This window comes from Pseudomonas sp. CVAP#3, assembly GCF_018986375.1.
Taxonomy (GTDB): domain Bacteria; phylum Pseudomonadota; class Gammaproteobacteria; order Pseudomonadales; family Pseudomonadaceae; genus Aquipseudomonas; species Aquipseudomonas helvetica.
This window is the reverse complement of record NZ_JAHMSC010000001.1, coordinates 153,221-177,658: the sequence shown is the minus strand read 5'-3', so window position 1 is coordinate 177,658 and position 24,438 is coordinate 153,221. Positions and strand designations below refer to the sequence as shown.

At 59.2% G+C, this 24,438-nt stretch carries 20 protein-coding genes; 5 read left to right on the top strand and 15 right to left on the bottom strand.

Annotated features, from left to right (window positions below; genetic code table 11):
• The first annotated feature begins 279 nt into the window (after positions 1-279).
• Entirely contained in the window at positions 280-1,374 is a 1,095-nt protein-coding gene (locus KRR23_RS00800; RefSeq protein WP_216740963.1) for a PLP-dependent cysteine synthase family protein, read from the top strand.
• A gap of 119 nt (positions 1,375-1,493) precedes the next feature.
• On the opposite strand, the gene KRR23_RS00795 is transcribed toward KRR23_RS00800, so the two are convergent.
• The 3 genes from KRR23_RS00795 to KRR23_RS00785 all read right to left on the bottom strand — a co-directional run bounded on the left by KRR23_RS00795 (position 1,494) and on the right by KRR23_RS00785 (position 4,587).
• A complete protein-coding gene (locus tag KRR23_RS00795; protein ID WP_216740962.1) occupies positions 1,494-3,107 on the bottom strand; it encodes an NAD(P)/FAD-dependent oxidoreductase in 1,614 nt (537 codons plus the stop codon).
• 111 nt (positions 3,108-3,218) lie between these two features.
• Positions 3,219-3,893: a COG3650 family protein gene (locus KRR23_RS00790; RefSeq protein ID WP_216740961.1), complete on the bottom strand. Its 675-nt coding sequence runs from the start codon at positions 3,891-3,893 to the stop codon at positions 3,219-3,221.
• Between the two features lie 94 nt (positions 3,894-3,987).
• Entirely contained in the window at positions 3,988-4,587 is a 600-nt protein-coding gene (locus KRR23_RS00785; RefSeq protein ID WP_216740960.1) for a short chain dehydrogenase, read from the bottom strand.
• A 104-nt stretch (positions 4,588-4,691) separates the two neighbouring features.
• On the opposite strand from KRR23_RS00785, the gene KRR23_RS00780 reads away from it, so the two are divergent.
• Complete coding sequence (locus KRR23_RS00780; RefSeq protein WP_216740959.1) at positions 4,692-5,600, top strand: LysR family transcriptional regulator; 909 nt, start codon at positions 4,692-4,694, stop codon at positions 5,598-5,600.
• A 16-nt stretch (positions 5,601-5,616) separates the two neighbouring features.
• On the opposite strand, the gene KRR23_RS00775 is transcribed toward KRR23_RS00780, so the two are convergent.
• The 9 genes from KRR23_RS00775 to KRR23_RS00735 all read right to left on the bottom strand — a co-directional run bounded on the left by KRR23_RS00775 (position 5,617) and on the right by KRR23_RS00735 (position 13,356).
• Entirely contained in the window at positions 5,617-6,129 is a 513-nt protein-coding gene (locus KRR23_RS00775) for a DoxX family protein (protein WP_216740958.1), read from the bottom strand.
• Positions 6,126-6,899, bottom strand: coding sequence for a DUF2063 domain-containing protein (locus KRR23_RS00770; protein WP_216740957.1), 774 nt, complete (start codon positions 6,897-6,899; stop codon positions 6,126-6,128). The genes KRR23_RS00775 and KRR23_RS00770 overlap by 4 nt, the downstream gene beginning before the upstream one ends.
• Positions 6,896-7,786, bottom strand: coding sequence for a DUF692 domain-containing protein (locus KRR23_RS00765; RefSeq protein ID WP_216741331.1), 891 nt, complete (start codon positions 7,784-7,786; stop codon positions 6,896-6,898). The genes KRR23_RS00770 and KRR23_RS00765 overlap by 4 nt, the downstream gene beginning before the upstream one ends.
• A gap of 24 nt (positions 7,787-7,810) precedes the next feature.
• A complete protein-coding gene (locus KRR23_RS00760; RefSeq protein ID WP_216740956.1) occupies positions 7,811-8,119 on the bottom strand; it encodes a DUF2282 domain-containing protein in 309 nt (102 codons plus the stop codon).
• A 235-nt stretch (positions 8,120-8,354) separates the two neighbouring features.
• A complete protein-coding gene (locus KRR23_RS00755; RefSeq protein ID WP_145020292.1) occupies positions 8,355-9,056 on the bottom strand; it encodes an ABC transporter ATP-binding protein in 702 nt (233 codons plus the stop codon).
• Positions 9,057-9,824: a high-affinity branched-chain amino acid ABC transporter ATP-binding protein LivG gene (gene livG / locus KRR23_RS00750; RefSeq protein ID WP_216740955.1), complete on the bottom strand. Its 768-nt coding sequence runs from the start codon at positions 9,822-9,824 to the stop codon at positions 9,057-9,059.
• Positions 9,821-11,077, bottom strand: coding sequence for a high-affinity branched-chain amino acid ABC transporter permease LivM (locus KRR23_RS00745; protein WP_216740954.1), 1,257 nt, complete (start codon positions 11,075-11,077; stop codon positions 9,821-9,823). Before KRR23_RS00745 ends, livG begins: the two co-directional genes overlap by 4 nt.
• Positions 11,074-11,997, bottom strand: a complete 924-nt coding sequence (gene livH / locus KRR23_RS00740) for a high-affinity branched-chain amino acid ABC transporter permease LivH (protein WP_019692183.1) — start codon at positions 11,995-11,997, stop codon at positions 11,074-11,076. The genes KRR23_RS00745 and livH overlap by 4 nt, the downstream gene beginning before the upstream one ends.
• A 231-nt stretch (positions 11,998-12,228) precedes the next feature.
• Entirely contained in the window at positions 12,229-13,356 is a 1,128-nt protein-coding gene (locus KRR23_RS00735) for a branched-chain amino acid ABC transporter substrate-binding protein (protein ID WP_054596019.1), read from the bottom strand.
• A 347-nt stretch (positions 13,357-13,703) separates the two neighbouring features.
• On the opposite strand from KRR23_RS00735, the gene KRR23_RS00730 reads away from it, so the two are divergent.
• Entirely contained in the window at positions 13,704-14,009 is a 306-nt protein-coding gene (locus KRR23_RS00730; protein WP_216740953.1) for a DUF2288 domain-containing protein, read from the top strand.
• A gap of 307 nt (positions 14,010-14,316) precedes the next feature.
• Here the strand turns inward: KRR23_RS00730 and KRR23_RS00725 are convergent, their stop codons facing one another.
• Positions 14,317-16,494, bottom strand: a complete 2,178-nt coding sequence (locus KRR23_RS00725; protein WP_054596021.1) for a hypothetical protein — start codon at positions 16,492-16,494, stop codon at positions 14,317-14,319.
• Positions 16,495-16,689: 195 nt separating this feature from the next.
• On the opposite strand from KRR23_RS00725, the gene KRR23_RS00720 reads away from it, so the two are divergent.
• Positions 16,690-17,586, top strand: a complete 897-nt coding sequence (locus KRR23_RS00720; RefSeq protein WP_216740952.1) for an NAD(P)-dependent oxidoreductase — start codon at positions 16,690-16,692, stop codon at positions 17,584-17,586.
• Here KRR23_RS00720 and KRR23_RS00715 read toward each other — a convergent pair.
• Positions 17,477-19,762, bottom strand: a complete 2,286-nt coding sequence (locus KRR23_RS00715) for a bifunctional diguanylate cyclase/phosphodiesterase (RefSeq protein WP_216740951.1) — start codon at positions 19,760-19,762, stop codon at positions 17,477-17,479. The two genes, KRR23_RS00720 and KRR23_RS00715, sit on opposite strands and share 110 nt — an antisense overlap.
• 295 nt (positions 19,763-20,057) lie before the next feature.
• On the opposite strand from KRR23_RS00715, the gene KRR23_RS00710 reads away from it, so the two are divergent.
• Positions 20,058-21,407, top strand: a complete 1,350-nt coding sequence (locus KRR23_RS00710) for an MFS transporter (protein ID WP_216740950.1) — start codon at positions 20,058-20,060, stop codon at positions 21,405-21,407.
• A gap of 178 nt (positions 21,408-21,585) precedes the next feature.
• Here the strand turns inward: KRR23_RS00710 and rapA are convergent, their stop codons facing one another.
• Positions 21,586-24,432 (bottom strand): RNA polymerase-associated protein RapA, encoded by a 2,847-nt coding sequence (gene rapA, locus KRR23_RS00705; RefSeq protein ID WP_216740949.1) that lies wholly within the window; start codon positions 24,430-24,432, stop codon positions 21,586-21,588.
• Positions 24,433-24,438 lie beyond the last annotated feature (6 nt).

Genomic DNA, 24,438 nt, shown 5'->3' with positions numbered 1-24,438 from the left:
GCTCTCCATCTATCGATTCAAAAGGTGGACCACCCTAACCCGTACGGTTAGTTGTTAAAACAAAAGTTATATTCTTTTTTGTTATATGTCGTTACAACGATGTCTCCCGGACCCGGCCTGAGCCTAGCAGTTGGTTGGCGTATTGGGCCTCAGCTGTACCTGTGCGTTATGCGGGTTTTTTCCTAAGCTTGTTGATTGAGCCTTCCGACAAGGTCAATCCATTGCCTGTTGTCACCGCCAGGTTTCCTTACGCCTATTCGATTCAATGAGAAAAAGACCATGAGCGACAACCGTCAGTGGGCTCGCGAAGCCATCCGGATCATCGAAGCCGACTTCCAGCGCAGCGCCGATACGCACCTGATCCCTTTGCCACTGCCGGGATTGCCGGGCATCGAGTTGTACTTCAAGGATGAGTCCAGTCACCCCACCGGTAGCCTCAAACATCGGCTGGCGCGTTCGTTGTTTCTCTACGCGCTGTGTAATGGCTGGCTCAAGCCTGGGGCGCCGGTGATCGAGGCGTCCAGCGGCTCGACGGCGATCTCCGAGGCGTATTTCGCGCGCTTGCTCGGCTTGCCGTTCATTGCAGTGATGCCGGCCACGACCTCCCGGGAAAAAATTGCGCAAATCGAGTTCTACGGTGGCAAAAGCCATCTGGTGCAGGATCCGACGCAGATCTACGCCGAGTCCGAGCGCTTGGCCCGGGAACACGACGGCCATTTCATCGACCAGTTCACCTATGCCGAGCGTGCCACTGACTGGCGAGCCAACAACAACATTGCCGAGTCGATCTTTCAGCAGATGCGTTTCGAACGTCATCCTGAACCGAGCTGGCTGATTTCCAGCCCTGGCACCGGCGGCACGACGGCCACTCTGGGGCGCTACGTGCGTTATCGCCAGCATTGCACCCGCGTGTTGTGTGCCGATGCCGAGCGTTCGGTGTTTTTCGAGTACTACCAGACCGGCGACGCGAGCTTGCGTCTGGATTGCGGTTCGCGGATCGAAGGCATTGGCCGGCCACGGGTCGAGGCGTCATTCTTGCCGAAGGTCATCGATGCGATGGTCAAAGTGCCGGATGCGCTGTCGCTGGCAGCCATGCATTATCTGGCGCAGCGTTTGGGTCGGCGAGTGGGTGGTTCCAGCGGGACTAACCTGATCGGCGCCTTGATGGCGGCGCAGCAGATGGTGGCAGCGGGGGAGAGTGGCTCGATCGTGGCGATTCTGTGTGATGGCGGCGAACGTTACGCGACCACCTATTACGATCAGGACTGGCTGAAGGCTCAGGGGTATGAGCTGAGTGGACTGATCGCGGCCGTTGTGGGCAGTGCCGAGCGCGGTGAGCCGCTGCCGACCAGCGTGTTGCGCGCCAATATCTGATCGCTGCGGATTGATCGTTCCCACGCTCCGCGTGGGAATGCAGCCAGGGACGCTCTGCGTCCCAAGAGCGGACGCAGAGCGTCCGGTGAGGCATTCCCACGCGGGAACGATCTACTGTGTTAAGCCTCGATACCGAGAATATCCCGCGCCACCGCTTCGGCAATGCGAATACCATCGACACCCGCCGACAGGATACCACCGGCATAACCGGCGCCTTCACCGGCCGGGAACAGGCCTTTGACGTTCAGGCTCTGCATCGACTCGTTACGGGTGATCCGCAGCGGCGAAGACGTGCGGGTTTCGATCCCGGTCAGCACTGCGTCGTGCAGCGAGTAGCCGCGAATTTGCTTCTCGAAGGCCGGTAAGGCTTCACGAATGGCGTCGATGGCAAACGCCGGCAACGCCAGCGCCAGATCGCCCAGTGCAACCCCGGGTTTGTAGGAGGGTTCGACGCTGCCCAGCGCCGTCGACGGCTTGCCTGCGATGAAATCGCCGACCAGTTGCGCCGGTGCTTCGTAGTTGCTGCCACCCAGCACAAAGGCGTGGGACTCCAGACGCTCCTGCAACTCGATCCCGGCCAATGGGCCGCCCGGATAGTCGACTTCCGGGGTGATGCCCACAACAATCCCGGAGTTCGCGTTACGTTCGTTACGCGAATACTGGCTCATGCCGTTGGTCACCACGCGATTCGGCTCGGAAGTCGCCGCCACCACAGTACCGCCCGGGCACATGCAGAAACTGTAGACCGAACGACCGTTCTTGGCGTGGTGCACCAGTTTGTAGTCGGCGGCACCGAGTTTCGGGTGACCGGCGTATTTGCCCAGGCGCGCGCTGTCGATCAGCGATTGCGGGTGTTCGATACGGAAACCTACCGAAAACGGCTTGGCTTCCATGAACACGCCACGGCCGTGGAGCATGCGGAAGGTGTCGCGGGCGCTGTGGCCGAGGGCAAGAATCACGTGTTTCGAGTGGATCTGTTCGCCGCTGGCGAGCTCGATACCGGTCAACTGGCCGTCTTCGATCAGCACGTCAGAGACTTTTTGCTGGAAGCGTACTTCACCGCCCAGCGCACGAATCTGCTCACGCATGTTTTCGACGACGCCCGTCAGACGGAACGTACCGATGTGCGGTTTGCTGACGTAGAGGATCTCTTCCGGCGCGCCGGCTTTGACGAACTCGTGCAGGACTTTGCGGCCGTGGTGCTTGGGATCCTTGATCTGGCTGTACAGCTTGCCGTCAGAGAATGTCCCCGCGCCGCCTTCACCGAATTGCACGTTGGACTCAGGATTCAGCACGCTTTTGCGCCACAGGCCCCAGGTGTCCTTGGTGCGCTGACGCACTTCTGTGCCGCGCTCAAGAATGATCGGCTTGAAGCCCATCTGCGCCAGCAGCAGCCCGGCGAAAATCCCGCACGGGCCGAAACCGACCACGATCGGCCGTTGGCTCAGATCCTGCGGAGCCTGGCCAACGACCTTGTAGCTGACATCCGGCGCCGCATTGACGTTACGGTCATCGGCGAATTTGTGCAGCAACTTCGCCTCATCGCGCACGCTAAGGTCGATGGTGTAGATGAAGCACAGTTCGGAAGATTTTTTGCGCGCGTCGTAGCTGCGCTTGAACAAGGTGAAATCGAGCAGGTCATCACTGGCGATGCCCAGGCGCTGCACGATGGCTGGCCGCAGGTCTTCTTCGGGATGGTCGATCGGCAACTTGAGTTCGGTGATTCGTAACATGACAGGGTCCGGTTCGCGGGGGCGCACAACTGCGCCAAAGGCGTTTCACAAACCGGTGATTATAAGCCTCAACGGCCCGTTCCGGTGAGGCTAAAACAGCATCCTGTCGAATCAGTCGTTACGCGAGCCGCCGAAATACGCGCAGCCACGTTGTACCTGGCCGTTGACCCGCAACTCGGCGCTCATGAATTGAACGCTGCCACGGGGGCTGTCGACGCAGCGTTGTGGTGCGATCCAGAGTTCAACGTGTTGGTCATTGGCTTCGCTACTGAGGCTGAAACGCCCGTCACCGAGTTGTTCTTCCAGAAACGGCAAGGCCAGCGCTGGCTGGCCGGCGCGCTCGATCACCATGCCCTTGGTGTTGACCTTGACGTTCCAGTCGGGCGTGTTGCCGCTGGCACGCAGGATCAGCCGCTGGAAGTTGGGGTCTTCGCAGGCCGCGCTCGAACGTTCGACGCGGTATAGCTGCTGCACGTCGAACTGGGCACCCGCATCAGCTGATTTGCCAGTGGCAACCCGGCCGCGCACGTCAGCGAAAATCTTGTGCTGCGCGCCCGCCAGCGTTGCGGCTTCCTGCAGGATACTGGTGCTGCCGGTGTCATTGACGACATACAGCTTGTTTTCCTGGCACGGCTGAAACATCAGCTTGCCGTTGGCCATGCTGAGTTCGCCCTGCATGCGGGTCAGGCCCGCCATGGACGGTTTCTCAGGCTGGCTCTGCAGCAACTGGCAACCGGCGAATACAGGAAGCAGGGCGACAAACATCAGGGAACGGGCAGCACGCATCGTTGGGTCTCCAGACAAGTGCCGCCACGTTACTCAGGCTGACCGCTCATCACAACCCTGCAGTGCACCTGCCTTCCTGTAAAACGCCTCGCTCTCAGCCGACGTTGTAGATCTGGCCAGTCTGCAAGCCTTCCACGCTTTTCGCGTAGGCCAGTGCCACATCGGCGGCTGGAACCGGTTTGAATCCGCGGAAGTACGGTGCATAGCTGCCCATGGCTTCAACCAGTACGTTAGGGCTGACCGAGTTGATCCGCAGACCGCGTGGCAATTCGATAGCCGCCGCTTTAACGAAACTGTCCAGGGCGCCGTTGACCATCGACGCCGAGCTGCCGGTACGAATCGGATCGTGGCTGAGAATGCCGGTGGTGAAGGTGAACGACGCACCGTCGTTGGCGAAATCCCGGCCGATCAACAGCAGATTGACCTGGCCCATCAGCTTGTCTCGCAAGCCCAGCTCGAAGTCTTTTTCGGTCATGTTCGCCAGTGGCACGAAGTTGACGCTGCCGGCGGCGCAGATCAGCGCATCGAATTTGCCGGTCTGTTCGAACAGCTTGTGGATCGAGGCGCTGTCACTGATATCGACCTGGAAGTCACCACTCTTGCGACCGATACGAATGATTTTGTGGCGCTGGGACAGTTCCCGGTCAATGGCCGAGCCGACAGTGCCGGAGGCTCCAATCAAAAGAATTTTCATCGTGCGAATCCTCAAGTGGGTGAATGTGGTTTCAGTTTAGTGTGGTTTTTTTTATTGATAAGCGTGCTAATGGGCAACCTTTGGTTTTCAAATGGAAACAATCCATGAGCGAAATGGATGATCTGGCGGCGTTTGCAGTGTTGATCGAGGCCGGCAGTTTTACGCTGGCAGCGCAGCAACTGGGGTGCAGCAAGGGGCAGTTGTCCAAGCGCATCAGCCAGCTGGAAACACGTTTCAGCGTAGTGCTGTTGCAGCGAACCACACGGCGTTTGAGCCTGACAGCCGCTGGTGCGGCGTTGTTGCCGCAAGCGCAGGCGCTGGTGATTCAGGTAGAGCGGGCGCGACAGGCCCTGGCACGGTTGAAGGACGATATGGCAGGGCCGATTCGGATGACGGTCCCGGTGTCGTTGGGGGAGACTTTTTTCGATGGGTTGCTGCTGGAGTTTTCCCGAGAGTACCCCGACGTGCAGATCGAACTTGAGCTGAACAACAGTTACCGCGACTTGTCACGGGATGGCTTCGATCTGGCGATTCGTTCAGAGGTGGCCAACGACGAGCGAATGGTAGCCAAACCATTGTTGGCCTGGCACGAGATGACCTGCGCCAGCCCGGCTTATCTGGAACAGTTTGGTGAGCCGCAGACGCCGGCGGACCTGGCCGATCATCGTTGCCTGCTCAACAGCCATTACAGCGGCCGGGAAGAGTGGTTGTATCACCAGCAACATGAACTGTTGCGGGTGCGGGTCTCGGGGCCGTTCGCCAGCAACCACTACAACCTGCTGAAGAAGGCTGCGCTTGCCCATGCGGGGATTGCGCGCCTGCCTTCTTACTTGCTCCAGGCTGAACTGGCCGATGGCCGTTTGCGCTGGCTGCTGCGCGACTATCAGACCCGCAGCATGCCGATGTATCTGGTGCATCCGTATCAGGGCGGCTTGCCCAAGCGCACGCAGGTGTTGGCCGACTACCTGATAGGGTGGTTCAAACGCAGCGGCGAAGCGCTGGATCGGTTGTAACAGCTGCTACAAGGGCTTAGCGATTGGCGGCGTAACGTTTGGCGATCAGGTGATCGATCGACAGCACGCCCGGACCTCTGGCCATCAGGTACAGCAGAATCGCCGCCCAGGTGCCGTGAGTCGGGTAGGCGTCCGGGTAGACAAAGGTCTGAATGGTCAGCGTCATCCCCAGTAATGCCAAGGCCGAAAAGCGTGTGGCGAAGCCGACGAGGATCAGCATCGGGAAGAAATGCTCGGCGAAGGCCGCCATGTGCGCCGCCAGTTCCGGGGACAGCAGCGGCACATGGTATTCGCTTTGGAACAACGGAATCGTCGAGTCTGCCAGGCGCGGAATACCGAGCTGGAAGGTGCCGTCGAGCAGGTCGATGGCCAGGCCCTCGATCTTGGTTTGCCCGGACTTCCAGAACACCGCGGCAATGGAGAAACGTGCAACGAAGGCGATCAGGCTGTGGGGGATTTTCTCGAACAGCTCGATGATCCGTTCGATCAAGTGGGTGATGGCGTTCGGGTGTTCGGTACGGGTGTTCATGGCGATACCTTGTCGTGTTGCAAGTGGATGATGGCGTTGTGGCCGATCAGCAGCGCCAGGCACTGACTCGGGTCGAACGCCGGTGCGGCGGTCAGGGCATCGGCGACTGCTTGCCCCAGAGGGTGGTTGTTTTGCAGGCTGTGGATGAAGGTCGCAGTGCCGACATCGATCGCAAAGACCTCGACCTCCAGGCCATTGCGCAGCACCAGTGCGTTTTGCGGGTGATACGGCTCAAGGTTCCGGGGCGGTATGTCAGTCTGGTGGGCAGCCCATAGCGCAACGGTGGCGTACGGCGAACTCAGCGTGAACGTTGAGGGATGCAGATGAATGTGTAGCTGTGCGAGCGCTTCGGGAGCAGCCAGCGCAGCAGCAATCTGTGCAGGCTCGACGGCATTGGCATCGGCTGCGTGATAGGCCATCACCCGCAAGCGTTCCAGGCGCGCAACATCTGCGAGATACGGCACTGAAGCGGCCGGTGCAAAGTGCTCGATGAAACTGGCGAAGTCACTGCCGTAGTCGTTGATCAGCGCACTGGTCGGTGGGAAGTCCCGCACATAAAACCGGGCCATGGCCCGGAAGAACTCATCACCGACCAACTGCGAAACCACCGGATAGCTGTCGGTCAAGGCGTTGATCAACGAGCTCTGCACGTTGTTGCGGTACACCGCGAAGCGGCTATCCGGGTCTGCACCGTTGGCGCTGAACAAACCGTCAGGGCAGGGCTGTCGAGGATCAAGCAGGGCGGCGGCGAAATCGGCTTGAGTATTCATCGGCGAACCTCGGTGTAACCCAGCAATTCATTGGCCTGACGGGCCTCGGCGAGCAGCATGGAAAATGCCGGCACCTGATTGTCGCGCTCAATCAGCGTGGCCACCGGCCCGATGCGCTCAAGAACACGTGTGTACAGCGTCCACACAGCGTTATCGATGGGGGCACCGTGATCGTCGATCAGCAGGCGATCGCCGAGGCTGTCAGTGTCTTCGGCAAATCCGGCCAGATGGATCTCGCCCACGGCGTGCAACGGCAGTGCGTCGATGTAGGCCAAGGGATCGCGCTGATGATTGATGCAAGAGACGTAGACGTTGTTCACATCCAGCAGCAAGCCGCAGCCGGTGCGGCGAATGACGTCAGTGATGAAGCAGGCTTCTTCCATGCCGCAGTGCTGGAACTGTAAGTAAGTCGCCGGGTTTTCCAGCAGCATGGGGCGTTTCAGATGCTGCTGGACCTGGTCGATATGCTCGCAGACACGCTGCAGTGTCGACTCGTTATAGGCCAATGGAAGCAGGTCATTGAGAAACACCGGGCCGTGGCTCGACCAGGCCAGGTGTTCGGAAAAGGACTGGGGTTGGTAGCGTTCGATCAGATCGGCGAGCCGGACAAGGTGCTCGACGTTCAGCGGACCTTCGCCGCCGATCGACAGGCCGACGCCATGCAGCGACAGCGGATACTGCTCGCGGATCAAACCCAGGTAATGATGAAACGGGCCACCGGCCACCATGTAGTTTTCGGCGTGGACTTCGAAGAAACCGATGTCCGGGCGAGTACCGAGTACTGCGCCAAAGTGCTCGGTCTTGAGCCCCAGCCCCGCGCGGGGCGGGAGCTCGGACGCCAATGCCTGAGTGTGAGGATGTACGTTGTGCAGCGCTGAAGTGGTCATCATCAACACTCAGGCGAGGAGGGATTACGACTTGGCTTTGTAGGCGGCCATTTGACCGAAGCCGGTCGGTGAGGTCGGGCTGGCGGTCTTCTCGCAAGTGCCTTTTGGCAGCAGTTTGAAGTGGTTGCTCTCGTAGTCGACTTTCGAGGTGCCCGCGCAGGTAGTGCCTGCACCTGCGGCGCAATCGTTCTTGCCTTTCATGGCGACGCCAAAGCATTTTTCCATGTCAGTGGCTGCGGCGTGGGCAGTGGTCGGCAGAGCTGCGATGCTCAAAGCGGAACCCAAGGCCAGGGCGAGGGCGGCAGCGGACAGGGTGCGAGTGGTAGCGGTCATGATGTTTCTCCAAACAAGGGTGGGTTCAAGTAAGCATTGGTGCTTGCTTACCCCTCTAGAGAAAGGTCATTGCGGTTCGTTACAGCGCGTGTGAAAAAACTTTTGTACACGACACAATCCTGTAGGAGCACGGCTTGCCGGCGATGGTGCCTGGGAGAACGCCATCGCCGGCAAGCCGTGCTCCTACAAGGCAAAAAAAAAACGGCCCGCAGGCCGTTTTTTGTTGCTGCAGTGCTTAGCCGCCCAGGTACGCGTCGCGCACTTTAGGGTCGCTCAGCAGGGCTGCACCGGTGCCTTGCATCACCACCCGGCCGTTTTCCAGCACATAGGCACGGTCGGCAACCTTCAACGCCTGGTTAGCATTCTGTTCAACCAGAAACACCGTCACACCATCCTTGCGCAGTTGTTCGATGATGTCGAAGATCTGCTGGATGATGATCGGCGCCAACCCCAGCGACGGCTCGTCGAGCAGCAGCAGCTTGGGTTTGCTCATCAGCGCCCGGCCGATGGCAAGCATCTGCTGCTCGCCACCCGACATGGTGCCGCCGCGCTGGTTGAAGCGTTCCTTGAGTCGCGGGAACAACCCCAGGACCTTATCCATTTGCTCCTGGTAATCGCCCTTCTCGGTGAAGAAACCGCCCATGGCGAGGTTTTCTTCCACGGTCAGACGGGCAAACACCCGACGACCTTCCGGGACCACGGCGATGCTTTTACGCATGATTCGCGCGGAGTCCTGGCCGACCAGTTCTTCGCCCATGTAGCGAATGCTGCCGCTATGGGCTTGCGGCGAACCGCACAGGGTCATCAGCAGGGTGGATTTGCCGGCGCCGTTGGCCCCGATCAGCGTGACGATCTCGCCCTGACGGACTTCGACGTTGACGCTGTGAAGGGCCTGGATCTTGCCGTAGAAGGTGGAAACGTTTTCGAACTGCAGCATTTACGCTTCCCCCAGGTAGGCTTTGATCACTTCAGGATTGTCGCGGATCTGTTCCGGCGTGCCGTTGGCCAGAGGCGTGCCCTGGTTGATCACGAAGATGTGGTCGGAGATGCTCATGACCAGTTTCATGTCGTGTTCGATCAATAGCACGGTGACGTTATGCTCTTCACGCAGGGTGCCGATCAACGCCTTGAGGTCGTCGGTTTCCCGCGGGTTGAGGCCGGCGGCCGGTTCGTCGAGCATCAGGATGCTTGGACGGGTCATCATGCAACGGGCGATTTCCAGGCGGCGCTGCTGACCGTAGGCCAGGGTACCGGCCGGACGGTTGGCAAACTCCTTGAGGTTGACCTTATCGAGCCAGAACTCGGCGTATTCCATGGCCTCGCGTTCGCTGCGGCGAAACGCCGGCGTCTTGAACAGACCCGCCAGGAAGTTGGTATTCAGGTGCCGGTGCTGAGCAATCAGCAGGTTTTCCACGGCGGTCATTTCCTTGAACAGCCGCACGTTCTGGAACGTCCGCACCACGCCTTTACCGGCGATCTTGTGGCCGGGCAGGCCTTCGATCGCTTCACCGTTGAGCTGGATAGTGCCAGCAGTGGGCTTGTAGAAACCGGTCAGGCAGTTGAACACAGTGGTCTTGCCGGCGCCGTTAGGGCCGATCATCGACACCACCTGTTTCTCTTTCACGCTCAGGGCAACGCTATTGACCGCCAGCAAGCCGCCAAAGCGCATGCTCAGGCCTTCTACTTTCAGGATATCTCTGCTCATTTACGCAGCTCCATGTGAGGACGTTGCATGGGCAGCAGACCTTGAGGACGCCAGATCATCATCAGCACCATCAAGGCGCCGAACATCAACATGCGGTATTCGCTGAAGTCACGCATCAGCTCGGGCAACAGGATCATCACGACGGCCGCGAGGACCACGCCCAATTGCGAGCCCATGCCGCCCAGCACCACGATGGCGAGGATGGTGGCCGACTCGATGAAGGTGAACGACTCCGGCGTGACCAGACCCTGGCGCGCGGCGAAGAAGCTACCGGCAAAACCGGCGAAGCAGGCACCCAGGGTGAAGGCCGACAGCTTGATCACGGTCGGGTTCAGGCCCAGGGCCCGGCAGGCGATTTCGTCTTCACGCAGCGCTTCCCAGGCACGGCCGATCGGCATGCGCAGCAGACGGTTGATCACGAACAGCGCGAACAGCGCCAGCAACAGCGCTACCAGGTAGAGGAAAACCACCTTGCTGACCGGGTTGTACGTCAGGCCGAAGAACTCGTGGAAGGTCTGCATGCCTTCGGCGGCCGTTCTCTCGAAACTCAGGCCGAACAGCGACGGTTTGGGAATGTTGCTGATACCGTTCGGTCCACCGGTGAGGCCGGTCAGGTTACGCAGGAACAGCCGGATGATCTCACCGAAGCCCAGGGTCACGATCGCCAGGTAGTCACCGCGCAGACGCAGCACCGGGAAGCCCAGCAGGAAGCCGAAGGTCGCCGACATCAAGCCGGCGATCGGCAGGCAGATCCAGAAGCTCAGGCCGTAGTAGTGCGACAGCAGCGCATAGCTGTAGGCGCCCACCGCGTAGAAACCGACGTAGCCCAGGTCGAGCAGACCCGCCAGACCGACCACGATGTTCAGGCCCAGACCGAGCAGCACATAGATCAGAATCAGCGTGGCGATATCCACCGCACCGCGCGAGCCGAAGAACGGCCAGACCAGAGCGATGACGATCAATCCCATGATGACCCAGCGCTGGGTGCTGGGCAGGGTCAGGAAGTGGCTCGCGCCGGCCGGGATCAATTTACCTTTGGGCACGGAACGCATGGCGGCCGTGTATTCGCGGTCGAACAGCACGCGCAGGAACATCAACACCGAGCAGGCGGCGATGATCAGCAGCGTGGAGGTCGTGGCACCCTGTACTTCGAGGTTGATGCCGGCGATGGACAGTTTCAGGCCGAGTACCGGGTACGCCACAGCCCAAACCAATAGCGCGCTGAAAAGCGCCTGTCTAAGATTCCTGATCATACTTTCTCAACCTCCGGACGGCCCAACAGGCCGGTTGGCCGGAATAACAACACCAGAACCAGAAGGCCGAAAGCCACCACGTCCTTGTACTGGTCACCGAATATATCGGCGCCGAATGCTTCGGCCACCCCCAGCACCAGACCACCGAGCATGGCGCCCGGAATGCTCCCGATACCGCCCAGAACCGCCGCGGTAAAGGCCTTGAGGCCCACCAGGAATCCGGCGTTCGGGTTGATTACGCCGTACTGCATGCTCAGCAGTACAGCCGCCACGGCCGCCAGGGCGGCACCGATGACGAAGGTCAGGGCGATGATGTTGTTGGTGTTGATGCCCAGCAGGTTGGCCATCCTGATGTCTTCGGCGCAGGCCCGGCAGGCACGTCCCAGACGTGAACGCGAAATGAACGTGGTCAGGCAGAGCATCACCACCAGGGTCACTACGAATACCAGGATCTGCATGTAGGAGATCAGCACTTCCTGCGCCCCGCCCGGACCAAAGCTGAAGCTGCCCGGAATCAGGTTGGGGATCGATTTGTCCTTGGAATCCTGCGAGAGCAGTACGGTGTTTTGCAGGAAGATCGACATGCCGATGGCCGAGATCAGCGGGATCAGGCGGTTACTGCCCCGCAGAGGGCGGTAGGCGATCCGTTCGATACTGTAGCCGTAGGCACTGGTAACAACGATGGTCGCCAGGAATGCGGCGGTCATCAACAGCGGTAGAGAATGGATACCCAGCATGGCCAGTCCGGCAAGGACGATGAAGGCCACGTAGGAACCGATCATGTAGACCTCGCCGTGGGCGAAGTTAATCATTCCAATGATGCCGTAAACCATCGTATAGCCGATGGCGATCAGGGCATACGTGCTGCCAATGGTCAGACCATTAACCAGCTGTTGGAAAAAGTGATAGATCTCAGGCATTACTGCGCTCCTAAAAACCTGATACGCATTTCACTGGTGGAGTCATTTTCCCGCTCAGGCCCCGTGGATCTGCATCCACTTCGAACATGAGGTTTGCCAGCGAACCGCTGATGACGGTTTTGAGATTTTCAGGTGGGGAGGCTTCCGGATCACGGAGGCACGGCCCATTACCTCGTAAAACAAAGCCCACGGCACGCCGTGGGCTTTATTGGCAGTCAGTCAGGCAACGCCTTACTGAGGCGAAACTTCGGTTTTAGGTTTGCCAAAGTGCCACTGGTAAACCACGAACTTGAAGTTCTTCAGGTCGCCCTTGGCGTCGTAGCTCAGGTCGCCAGTCGGAGTCTTGAAGGTGCCAGCGTGAATGGCTGCGGCCACTTTGGCGGTGTCTTCGCTCTTCGCTGCCTTGATGCCTTCAGCGATGACTTCGACTGCCGAGTAGGCCGGGAACACGAACGGGCCGGTCGGGTCCTGTTTCTTGGCGGCGAATGCGTCAACCAGTGCTTTGTTGGCCGGATCCTGGTCGAAAGACTTCGGCAGGGTCACCAGCAGGCCTTCGGAAGCGTCCTGGGCGATCTGCGAGATGGATTCGTTGCCGACGCCTTCTGGCCCCATGAACTTGGCGTTCAGGCCTTTTTCCTTGGCTTGACGCAGGATCAGGCCCAGTTCCGGGTGGTAGCCGCCGTAGTAGACGAAGTCGACGTTGGCTTGCTTGAGTTTCTGGATGATCGAGGAGAAGTCCTTGTCGCCGGCGTTCAGGCCTTCGAACACGGCAACCTTGACGCCTTTGCCTTCGAGGGTTTTCTTCACGGCGGTGGCGATGCCTTCACCGTATTGCTGTTTGTCGTGCAGAACGGCAACGATTTTCGGCTTTACGTGATCGGCGATGTAGTTACCGGCGGCAGGGCCTTGGGCGCTGTCCAGGCCGATGGTGCGGAACACCATTTTGTAGCCACGGTTAGTGATGTCCGGGCTGGTGGCGGCCGGGGTGATCATGATCACGCCTTCGTCTTCGTAGATGTCCGAAGCCGGTTGAGTGGAGCTGGAGCAGAGGTGGCCGACCACGAACTTGACGCCGTCGTTGACCACTTTGTTGGCAACGGCAACGGCCTGTTTAGGGTCGCAGGCGTCATCGTATTCCTTGGCTTCGAGCATCTTGCCGTCGACACCGCCTTTGGCGTTGATCTGCTCGATGGCCATTTTAGCGCCGATGAACTGCATGTCACCGTACTGGGTCACTGGACCGGTTTTAGGGCCGGCGATGCCGATCTTGATGGTGTCAGCTGCGAACGAATGGCTGGCAACCCCGGCCAGAACCATAGCGGCAAACAGTTTGGAAATCTGCTTAGTAGCCTTATTCATAGTGCTCCACTCTTACTGTTGTAGTTTTTATAGTCCTGGCAGCCTGAGCCACAGAACCGGATCGATATCTTGGATATCCCCCGGAAATGCCCCCGGCAACTGTACCGGTACAGTGTAGAGCGCCGGTTGTTCGCTTGGAAAGCTGGCGCTCAGGGGCAATTCCTGGGGATGTCGCATTTTTGAAAGAAAAAGACAGAATTGCGGCGGGATTTTGGCTGCGTAGTAACCCGATTCAGCGGCTATCCTTGCTTTCCTGCAGTTCTCGATCAATGACTCTATTGCATCCGGGTTTTTCTGCCAGAGCGCCGACGTTATGATTGCGCCGATTTCAATTCCGGACAGGGCCCATGACTCAAGAACCTAGCACCCTCTATGCCAAGCTGCTTGGTGAAACCGCATCTATTACCTGGAAGGAACTCGAACCGTTCTTCGCCAAGGGTGCCCTATTGTGGGTCGATCCCGACTTGGATTTGATCGCTGCCGCCGAGGCAGTTGCCCAGGACGAAGGCGAGAAAGTGGCTGCCTGGCTGGCCGCCGAGAAGGTTGCCAAGGTGTCTGCAACGCGGGCGCTGGATCTGGTTGAACGTGATCCGCAGCTCTGGGCGGTGGTGGTTTCGCCGTGGATTCTGATCCAGGAAAGGGCGCAGGTCTGACGGCTTGCACCAAAGTTGTGCGGGAAGTTGCCGTAGAAAAGTGTGTAGCCGAGTAGCGTGATGGCAGGTTGCCGTAGAGAAACGCCACAGGCAGGCGGGGGGAAGGTTACGTAAACGTAACGGGAACAGTTGAGAGAGCAGCCTGAGGGCTGCTTAATTGTTTCTGGATGTTGGTAAGTCTGAAGCTGATGTGGTGAATTTCAGGCCGCTTTCGCGAGCAAGCCCGCTCCCACATTTGACCGCATTCTTTCAAAGAGAACTCGGTCAAATGTGGGAGCGGGCTTGCTCGCGAAGGAGGCGCCGCTTATTAAGCGGTTTTACCCGTATGGTTATTCAGCGAAATGACCTTGGTCTTGCCGATGCGGTGGCGGTAGATCTCGCGCAGGTACTTGATGGCCTTTTTCACGCAATCGCGCGACAGGCGGATATCGTTGATCGAGACGAATTTGTCTTTGTCGTTGATCAGCTCGCGGTACTTCTTCTCGTACATCGGCTTGATCGCGTACCAGTTGGTGTCGAGGATCTTCGCCGGGTTTTCGAACTCGTTGAGCAGCTCGTCGATTTTGGCCTCGTCGAAGTCTTCATGAATGATGAAGTCGAGGATCGAGTTGTCCAGGGTTTCGTCGAAACGGTACGGATTGCGTGCGAAGCAGCGCTTGATGAACGCCACGATCAAGGTCAGGAAATCGTCTGACAGGCACGGGCTCTTGGCGATCAGGGTGGTCAGCGAAAGGTTGGCCGAAGCACCGATCACCAGTGCATAACGCTTGAGCGTGGTGTTGGGGAACAGGCTGTTGAGGTGGGTCTTCAACCGGTTCAGGTCCATGTAGGACAGTTTGTAATCCTTGGGCAGCGATACGATCGACACCACCGACGAACAGTTCTTGAAGAAGTGCAGGTCATGCAGCGCGGCAGCGTCGTACCCCGAGTTCTTGTACTGCTCAAGCGACGCGCGATAACGCTTGGACTCGATCGGCAACAGGCTGATGCCTTCGATGGCCTGGGTCACTTTGTTGAAGTGCGGCAGATCGATGGAGCGGAAGAACAGGTCGTCGATGTTCAGGCGCTGTGGCTCTTTGTCGAACACCTTGAACTTGTCGCTGCTCGGTGCCGGTTGCTCAGGCACCACCGACTCGGCGTAGGCAATCGCCACTGGCCCGGCCAGACTCATGAACAGGTCGTTGGCGTCCAGGCGAATGGTTTCGCCGATGTCGATGCCAGCCCGGCGGAAATAGTTCTGATCGTAGTCGGTGGTGACTGCCTGGGCCGTCAGAATGTTGAAGATCTGCTGCGAGATGTACTGGTTGGCGTGCTTTTCCATGGCATTGACATCAATGTTCTGGATATTGCCGTCATCGTTCTCTTCGGCGTAACGCATGATGTCGTTGGAGATCAGCATCATCGCGTTCCATGGGCGGATGCGGCCCATGACGCTGGCTTCGCTGCTGTCTTCGTTGGCGAAGTTGTACGAGAAATCCCATTCTTCCGACAGGTACTTGCACAACAGGCGGCCGGCGTTGATGTGCAGCGCTTCAGACATTTCACTGCGGTGATCGGAAATGTTCGGCAGTACGCAAATACCGCTGGTGAAGATCGGCTCGAAAACGAAGGAGTGGCCGCTCTTGCTGTCGTGTTCGTCCACCGGTTTGGTGTCGAACGTCTTGTTCATGTACGAGTGTTGCTGGGCCAGACCGAACTCCGAGGCCATGCCCGAACCGGTACCGCCGCCGGCGCTGAAGATCGAGAAATACAGGCGCGACTGGTTGGCCTTGATGCCGCAGCTGTCGATCAGGTACGAGTGGATCATCTTCCAGTCGGGGCTGGAGAAACGCTGGGTGTCCTTGTTCAGGATGATCTTCGCCAGGTACTGGCCGAGAATCGGCGCGTTACCGGCGCCACCGGCGTGGACTTCCGAGAGGTCCATGATCTTCATTTTGCTGTAGTCGCGCAGGAAGCCGCTTTTTTCGCCCTTGCGCGAGAAACGGATACGGCCGGCGATGTCTTTGTCGAGGTCGCCGAGCATCACCAGTGGCTCGACCAGGAACACCGGTTTGGTGGCCTTGCCGACACCCAGTTTGAGGTTGTTACGAATCCATTGCGCAGGGCTGTAGCCCTTTTCAGCATAGGGCTTGTCTTCGTTGTTGAACTCGTTGAGGTAGAACTTGCGGGCGTTGTACACCAGCTCCGCAACGTCCAGCGCAATGTTCGAACCGCAGCGACCCAGACCGATCAGGCACACCGAGGGGAATTCCTGCTGATGCAGTTCGTGGGCGTCCTCCAGGTGCGGCGGCTTGGGGAACACCAGATCGCGCAGGCCATCGAGGTTGTCGAGGATGCGATCGGTGTTGGTCTCGGTAAAGTACAGGTACTGCTGGGTCGCAAGCGGGCGCGAGCTGGTCAATGGCTTCGGGACTGAGGGTTTATCCGTGGCGGCGGTGAGCGTCAGTTCGGATACCGCTGGGGCAGGATTATTTTTAGAAGTCATTGTGCGCCATGTGCCTGGACTGGTTGGTTCGGTGGCGAGATGTCATCAAGCCATCACGAATAAGAAGCTCGCGACTTTACAGCGCGATATTGTCCCCAGCGATAGGGCTTTACCTGAGTATCGCTAGGGGGAATCCTTTCCTGAGTCATGATGAATCGGCCAAAATTTGGCGATCTTTAATCAAACAAAGGCAAATTGATGGCTACGTTACCTTCGCTCGCGTTTGCTGGAATCGGCTTGATGGGTTTACCGATGTGTCGGCGCTTGTTGGCTGCGGGCTATCCCCTGGCCGTCTGGAACCGCAACCCCGACAAGTGCGCGCCCTTGGTCGAGGCCGGAGCGCGACAAGTGGCCACGCCTGCCGAGCTGTGTCAGCACGCCGATCTGGTGATGTTGTGCCTGGCCAATACCGAGGTGGTTCGCGAGGTCGTGTTCGGTGCTGCGGGCGTGGCATCCGGTGCGAAAACCGGCCAGTTGCTGGTGGATTTTTCCAGCCTGGAGCCCACGTCGACGCGAGAAATGGCTGCCGAACTGGTTAGTCGTACGGGCATGGGCTGGCTGGATGCGCCGGTGTCTGGTGGTGTGGCGGGGGCCGAGGCCGCAAGTCTGGCGATCATGGTTGGTGGTGAGTCAGCCGATGTCGAACGCGTACGCCCGGTGTTGTCGAGTCTTGGCCAACGGGTCACGCACATGGGCGCGGTCGGCGCAGGGCAAGTGACCAAGGCCTGCAATCAGATGATCGTTGCCTGCAATGCGTTGGTGATCGCTGAAGTGGTGGCGTTGGCTGAACGTTCAGGCGTGGATGCGAGTCTGTTGGCCGAAGCATTGAGCGGCGGGTTTGCCGACTCTAAACCCTTGCAGATACTTGCCCCGCAAATGGCCGAGAGCCGTTTCGAACCCATAAAGTGGCATGTTCGAACGCTGCTCAAGGACCTGGATGGCGCAGTGAAGTTTTCCCGCGAGCAAGGCTCGGCGACGCCGATCAGTGGACTGGCCGCGCAGTTGATGCGTCTGCATGCTGGTCAGGGCTATCTGGAAAAAGATCCCGCGACACTAATCCATCTATACCGAGAGCCAGACTCAAAGGATTGATGGCGTGTGCGTGCTTGCGCTGGTTGATCTCGTTCAGTACCGGACGTAATTCAGCCAGCGGCACCGGGCGGCTCAACAAGTAACCCTGAACAAAGTCGCAACCGAAACGTTCGAGAAACTGGTACTGCTCCAGGGTTTCGACCCCTTCGGTGACCACTTGCAAATGCAGGGTGTGGGCCATGACGATAATGGCCTGGACGATCTCCATGTCCTGAGTGGCCTTGGGGATGTCCTGGATAAACGAACGGTCGATTTTCAGGGTGTTCAGCGGCAGACGCTTGAGGTAGGCCAGCGACGAATAACCGGTGCCGAAGTCGTCGATCGACAACGAAACTCCCAGTGCCCGAATCTTGCGCAGTAGCACCAGCGTATTGGCAATATTGCCCATCAGTGCGTTTTCCGTGACCTCCAGCTCCAGCCTCTGCGGTGAGACGCCGGCTGCTCGCAGCGCACTTTCGACTTCCTCGGCGAGCTCTTCGCGAGCGAGATTGAGAGGTGAGCAGTTCACAGCGATTTTCAACGACTCGCAGCCGTGCCTGGACAGCTCGCTCAGGTCTTCGCAGGCTTTGCGCAGCACCCAGTTGTCGAGTTCGGCGATCAAGCCATTGGCTTCGGCAATCGCGATGAAACGATCAGGTGCGAGCAAGCCGTGTATCGGGTGCTGCCAGCGAATCAGCGCTTCCAGTTTGGTGACCTGGCCGCTTTTGAGGTCATAGATCGGCTGGTAATAAAGCATCAACCCGTCTTCGTCGCGTAAGGCATTGCGCAGTTCTTCTTCAAGTTGCAGCGCCATCGTCGCCTTGGTTTTCAGGTTGGAGCTGAAGAAGTGCAGACCGTTTCGGCCGTTGCCCTTGGATTGGTACAGCGCCAGGTCGGCGTGTTTCAGCAGTTCCTCGCAGGTCTTGCCATCGTCAGGGAACACGCTGATACCGATGCTGGTGGTCATGACCATGCGCCTGCCGGCCAACTCGATCGGCTCCTTCATCTTTTGCATGATGCGCTGGGCCATGTGCCGTGCTTCGTCGCGCTCACGCAGGTTGATCAGAATGCAGAACTCATCGCCGCCAAACCGCGCGACCACATCATCGTGGCTGCGGGTCGAGCTTTTGATGTGGTTGGCGAGCACTTTCAACAGTTCGTCACCGGCGTCATGACCGAGGCTGTCGTTGATCCGCTTGAAGTGATCGATGTCCAGAAACATCACCGCCAGCATGCCGCCATGGGTGCTTTTCTCGATGAGCTTTTCGGCGAAGATCTGATTGAAACCGCGGCGGTTGATCAAGTTGGTCAGGGGGTCGTAGTGCGCCACTTGTTGCAGTGACATGCGCGCCTGATCCAGTTGACTGAGCAGCACGTTGACCCGGCGCAGGTCATGGTCCTTGTGCTGCAGTTTTTTGTCGGCGAGGGCGGCGCTGATGCTGCTGCCGATGACCACCAGCGCGATCAGCGCAATCGTCAGCGCCAGTTGCAGGTGGTCGTCGTCGACCGACAGTTGCATAGGGACTCCGGTCGGTAACACCAGGCTCATGGACTGCATGCCGGTGAAGTGCATGCTCACGATGCCGGCGCCGAGTACCAGGCTGGCGGTGTATTTGAGTACTTGATGAGCGATGCCGCCGCCGTTGCGCAGACCATGCGACAGCAGCAAGGCAATGGCACTGGCACCGATGGCAATCAGCACCGACAGGCCGAACATGATTGGCTGGTAGTGGGCCACGGCGTTCGAACGCATCGCCGTCATGCCCACGTAATGCATGGTGGCGATGCCCAGTCCGATGCAGATCGAGGTTTGCACGTATTGCCGCACGTTCAGTTGAGCATTGCTCAGGGTGTTCATTGCCACAAAGGCTGCAATAAAGGCGATCAGCAGGGAAAGCAGGGTGACTGGTAAGTCGTAGTGGATGTCGATGGGGGCCTGGAACGCCAGCATGCTGATGAAGTGCATGGTCCAGATACCGCCCGACAGGCAGCAGGCACCGACCCAGCGCCAGAGCCGTTGAGAGGCGGGATTTTCGGCGTGACCGACGCGTTCGGCCATGTCCAACGTGGCGAAGCTGGCCGCGCAGGCAACCAGGTAGGCCAGCAGCACCAGAAAGGGGTTATGAGTGCAATTGAGTACGACTTGCCCGCTGCTCTCTGGCAGCTCGGTAATGAAATGCAAACCAAGCCACTCCATAGCATGCCCCGTCTCTGAGTCATTCTCTGCCTGCGCCATGAACGCTGGCGAATGTCTGGAGTATAGAGGCCGTGCACAGAGCACAAGAAATAGTGGCACATTGGCACTAATGATTTTGCAATAAGCCGGGGAGCGCTTAGACATAAATTGTCACGCGCGCGGCTTTGTCTGTCATGAGCGGATATCAGCCTGACGAATAATGACAGACAGCATCCATGGCGCTGACTAGATTGCGGGTACCGGGCTGGAGTGTTGTCGGCAGTGAAGCCCTCATAACAATAAAAGAGACGGACCCATGCAGAACTCGACCCAAGCGGCGAATGCCTGGCGCATTCTGTTCCTGCTGTTTCTGGCCAATCTGTTCAACTTCTTCGATCGTACGATCCCGGCGATTATCATCGAGCCAATCCGCATGGAATGGCACCTCAGCGACTTTCAATTGGGGATCATCGGTACTGCATTCACGATCGTTTATGCCATTGCCGGTCTGCCGTTAGGGCGAATGGCGGACACCGGTTCGCGCAGCAAACTGATGGGCTGGGGCTTGGCGGTCTGGAGCGGGTTGACCGCAGTCAACGGCCTGGTGGGGAGTTTCTGGAGTTTCCTGATCGTGCGCATGGGGATCGGCATCGGTGAAGCCAGCTATGCGCCGGCCGCCAATTCGCTGATCGGTGATTTGTTCCCGGCACACCGTCGGGCGCGGGCCATGGGGATCTTCATGCTCGGTTTGCCGCTGGGCCTGTTGCTGGCGTTCTTCACCATCGGCGCGATGGTCAAGGCGTTCGACAGCTGGCGTGCACCATTCTTTATCGCGGCGATCCCGGGTTTGATTCTGGCGATTTTCATGTTCTTCATTAAAGAACCCCTGCGTGGCGCGGCGGAAACTGTGCACGTTTCCCAGGAGCGGGTGGATCGGCCGATTCGCCGGGTACTGGCGATTCCAACGTTCCTCTGGCTGGTGATGGCGGGGCTGTGTTTCAACTTCGCCACCTATGCCTGTAACTCGTTTCTGGTGCCGATGTTGCAGCGCTACTTTCAGATGCCATTGCAGCAAGCGGCGGTGGCGACCGGGGTGATCGTTGGTGTGACCGGCTTGTTCGGCCTGACGCTGGGCGGCTGGGTGGCTGACAAGATTCACCAGCGGGTGGCCAACGGTCGGCTGTTGTTTGCTGCGTTCAGCCTGATCATCTCGACCCTGTGCACGGCCTGGGCACTGCATGCAGGACGGATTGAAATCGGTGTGTTCGTCGCCGTGTTCAGCGTCGGCTGGTTGTTTGCCTACAACTTCTATACCTGCGTTTACACGGCCATTCAGGATGTGGTCGAACCGCGTTTGCGCGCCACGGCGATGGCGTTGTTTTTTGCCGGACTCTACCTGTTGGGCGGTGGCTTGGGGCCGGTGGTGGTTGGCGCTTTGTCCGATCACTTTGCCCATAGCGCAATGCTGGCGGCCGGTGCCGAGCAAATGAGCGAGGCTTTCAAGGCAGCAGGGCTGCATGACGCGATGTACCTGATTCCGGTGGCGTTGTTTTCGACCATGGTGTTTCTGTTCCTGGCTTCGCGGTGTTTTGTGCAGGATGCCAAGCGGATGAAGGAAGGGTTGGTGGCGGTGGTTGAGCCGGGGATTGCGGTGGCGACAGCTTAATAGAGATCGTTCCCATGCTCCGCGTGGGAATGCCTCACTGGACGCTCTGCGTCCGCTCTTGGGACGCGGAGCGTCCCGGGCTGCATTCCCACGCGAAGCGTGGGAACGATCAATCTTCAGAAAACAAAAAGGCCCGCATCGCTGCGGGCCTTTTGTTTTTACCGGAGGAGAGGAGGGATTACCCCGCCACCAGAACCCGGATCGCTTCCAGTCGCAGTGCCGCTTTATCGAGCATGGCCAGGCCTTGCTCGCGCTGCTGGCGCAGGGCAACCAGTTCGCTGTCGCGCACGGTCGGGTTGACCGCTTGCAGGGCGGTCAGGCGCGCCAGTTCTTCATCGGTGTCGGCGGCCAGGCGGCGTTGCGCTTCGGCTACACGTTCGGCGTGGCGCGGAGTGATCTTCTCTTCACCGGCATTGATACGCGGTGTCAGTTGATCACGCTGAGCCTGGACAAACTTGTTGGCGCTGGCGCGTGGCACGCTTTCGAGCTGGTCGTTGAGGGTTTCGAACGAGACGCGACCCGACAGATCGTTGCCGTTGGCATCGAGCAGGCAGCGCAGCGCAGCCGGCGGCAGGTAACGGCCCAGTTGCAGCGAGCGTGGGGCAACCACTTCACTGACGTAGAGCAGTTCCAGCAACACGGTGCCAGGCTTGAGTGCCTTGTTCTTGATCAGCGCCACGGCGGTGTTGCCCATCGAACCGGACAGCACCAGGTCCATGCCGCCCTGAACCATCGGGTGCTCCCAGGTGATGAATTGCATGTCTTCGCGAGACAGCGCCTGGTTGCGGTCGTAGGTGATGGTCACGCCTTCGTCGTCACCCAGCGGGAAGCTGGCGTCGAGCATTTTTTCGCTCGGCTTGAGGATCAGCGCGTTTTCCGAATGGTCTTCGCTGTCGATGCCGAACGCGTCAAACAGGGTTTCCATGTAGATCGGCAGGGCGAACTGATCGTCTTGCTCAAGAATCGCCTCAACCAGCGCGTCACCTTCGCCCGCGCCGCCGGAGTTGAGTTCCAGCAGGCGGTCACGGCCGCTGTGCAACTCGGCTTCGAGGTTTTCACGGGTGGTACGGGCTTCGTCGATCAGCGCTTGCCACTCGCCGTCATCGGCGTTTTCCAGCAGCGGCAGCAGGCGCGGGCCGAACTGATGCTGCAAGGCGTTGCCGGTCGGGCAGGTATTGAGGAACGCATTCAGCGCTTCGTGATACCACTGGAACAGGCGCTCTTGCGGGCTGGTTTCCAGGTACGGCACGTGCAGTTCGATGACGTGCTTCTGACCGATCCGGTCGAGACGCCCGATCCGCTGTTCCAGCAGGTCCGGGTGCGATGGCAGGTCGAACAGCACCAGGTGGTGGGAGAACTGGAAGTTGCGACCTTCACTGCCGATTTCCGAGCAGATCAGTACCTGGGCGCCGAATTCTTCGTCAGCGAAGTAAGCCGCCGCGCGGTCACGCTCGAGAATGTTCATGCCTTCGTGGAACACCGTGGCCGGGATACCGGAACGCACGCGCAGGGCGTCTTCCAGGTCCATCGCGGTTTCGGCGTGGGCACAGATCACCAGTACTTTGGTGCGCTTGAGCATTTTCAGCTGGTCGATCAGCCACTCGACCCGTGGGTCGAAGCGCCACCAGCGTTGTTCTTCATCTATATCCGGCTGAGCCTGGAAGCTGACTTCCGGATACAGCTCGGCGTGTTCGCCCAGCGGCAGTTCGAGGTATTCGTCCGGGCACGGCAGCGGGTACGGGTGCAGTTTGCGTTCCGGGAAGCCTTGTACTGCGGCGCGGGTGTTGCGGAACAGCACACGGCCAGTGCCGTGGCGGTCCAGTAATTCGCGGACCAGACGGGCGCTGGCCTCGGCGTCGCCAGCGTTGACGGCAGTCAGCAGCGCTTCGCCTTCGTCACCGAGGAAACCCTGGATGGTTTTGTGCGCGGCCGGGGACAAGCGCCCCTGGTCCATCAGCTCCTGAACGGCCTCGGCCACCGGGCGATAGTTGTCGCTCTCGGCACGGAAGGCTTTCAGGTCATGGAAACGGTTTGGATCGAGCAGACGCAGGCGCGCGAAGTGGCTGTCCTGACCCAGTTGCTCCGGGGTCGCGGTCAGCAGCAGCACACCAGGAATGGTTTCCGCGAGTTGCTCGACCAGCGAATACTCAGGGCTGACCTGATCTTCGTGCCACACCAGGTGGTGCGCTTCGTCGACCACCAGCAGGTCCCAGCCGGCAGCGAACAACGCGTCCTGGGCCTTTTCGTCATCCACCAGCCATTCCAGAGCGACCAGTGCGAGCTGGGTGTCTTCGAACGGGTTGCCGGCATCGCTTTCGATGAAGCGTTCTTCGTCGAACAGCGCGACTTGCAGGTTGAAACGACGGCGCATCTCCACCAGCCATTGATGCTGGAGGTTTTCCGGTACCAGGATCAACACGCGGTTGGCGCGGCCCGAGAGCAGTTGGCGATGGATCACCAGACCGGCTTCGATGGTTTTACCCAGACCTACTTCGTCCGCCAGCAGAACCCGCGGCGCGATACGGTCAGCGACTTCACGGGCGATGTGCAATTGGTGAGCGATCGGCTGCGCACGCACGCCACCCAGGCCCCAGAGCGAGGATTGCAACTGGCGACTGGTGTGTTCCAGGGTGTGGTAACGCAGGGAGAACCAGGCCAGTGGGTCGATCTGCCCGGCGAACAAACGGTCGCTGGCCAGACGGAACTGGATGAAGTTCGACAGTTGGGTCTCAGGCAGCGTGACGACTTCGTTCTGTGCGTTGAGCCCGTGATAGACCAGCAAGCCGTCGACGTCGTCGACTTCGCGCACGGTCATTTTCCAGCCTTCGAAGTGAGTGATCATGTCACCCGGCGAAAACCTCACGCGAGTGAGGGGCGCATTCCGTAGCGCGTACTGGCGAGTGTCGCCAGTGGCCGGATAGAGCACGGTCAGCAAGCGACCGTCCTGTGCCAGAACGGTGCCTAAACCTAGCTCGGCTTCGCTGTCACTAATCCAGCGTTGCCCCGGTTGATACTGCTGCGCCATGCTGCC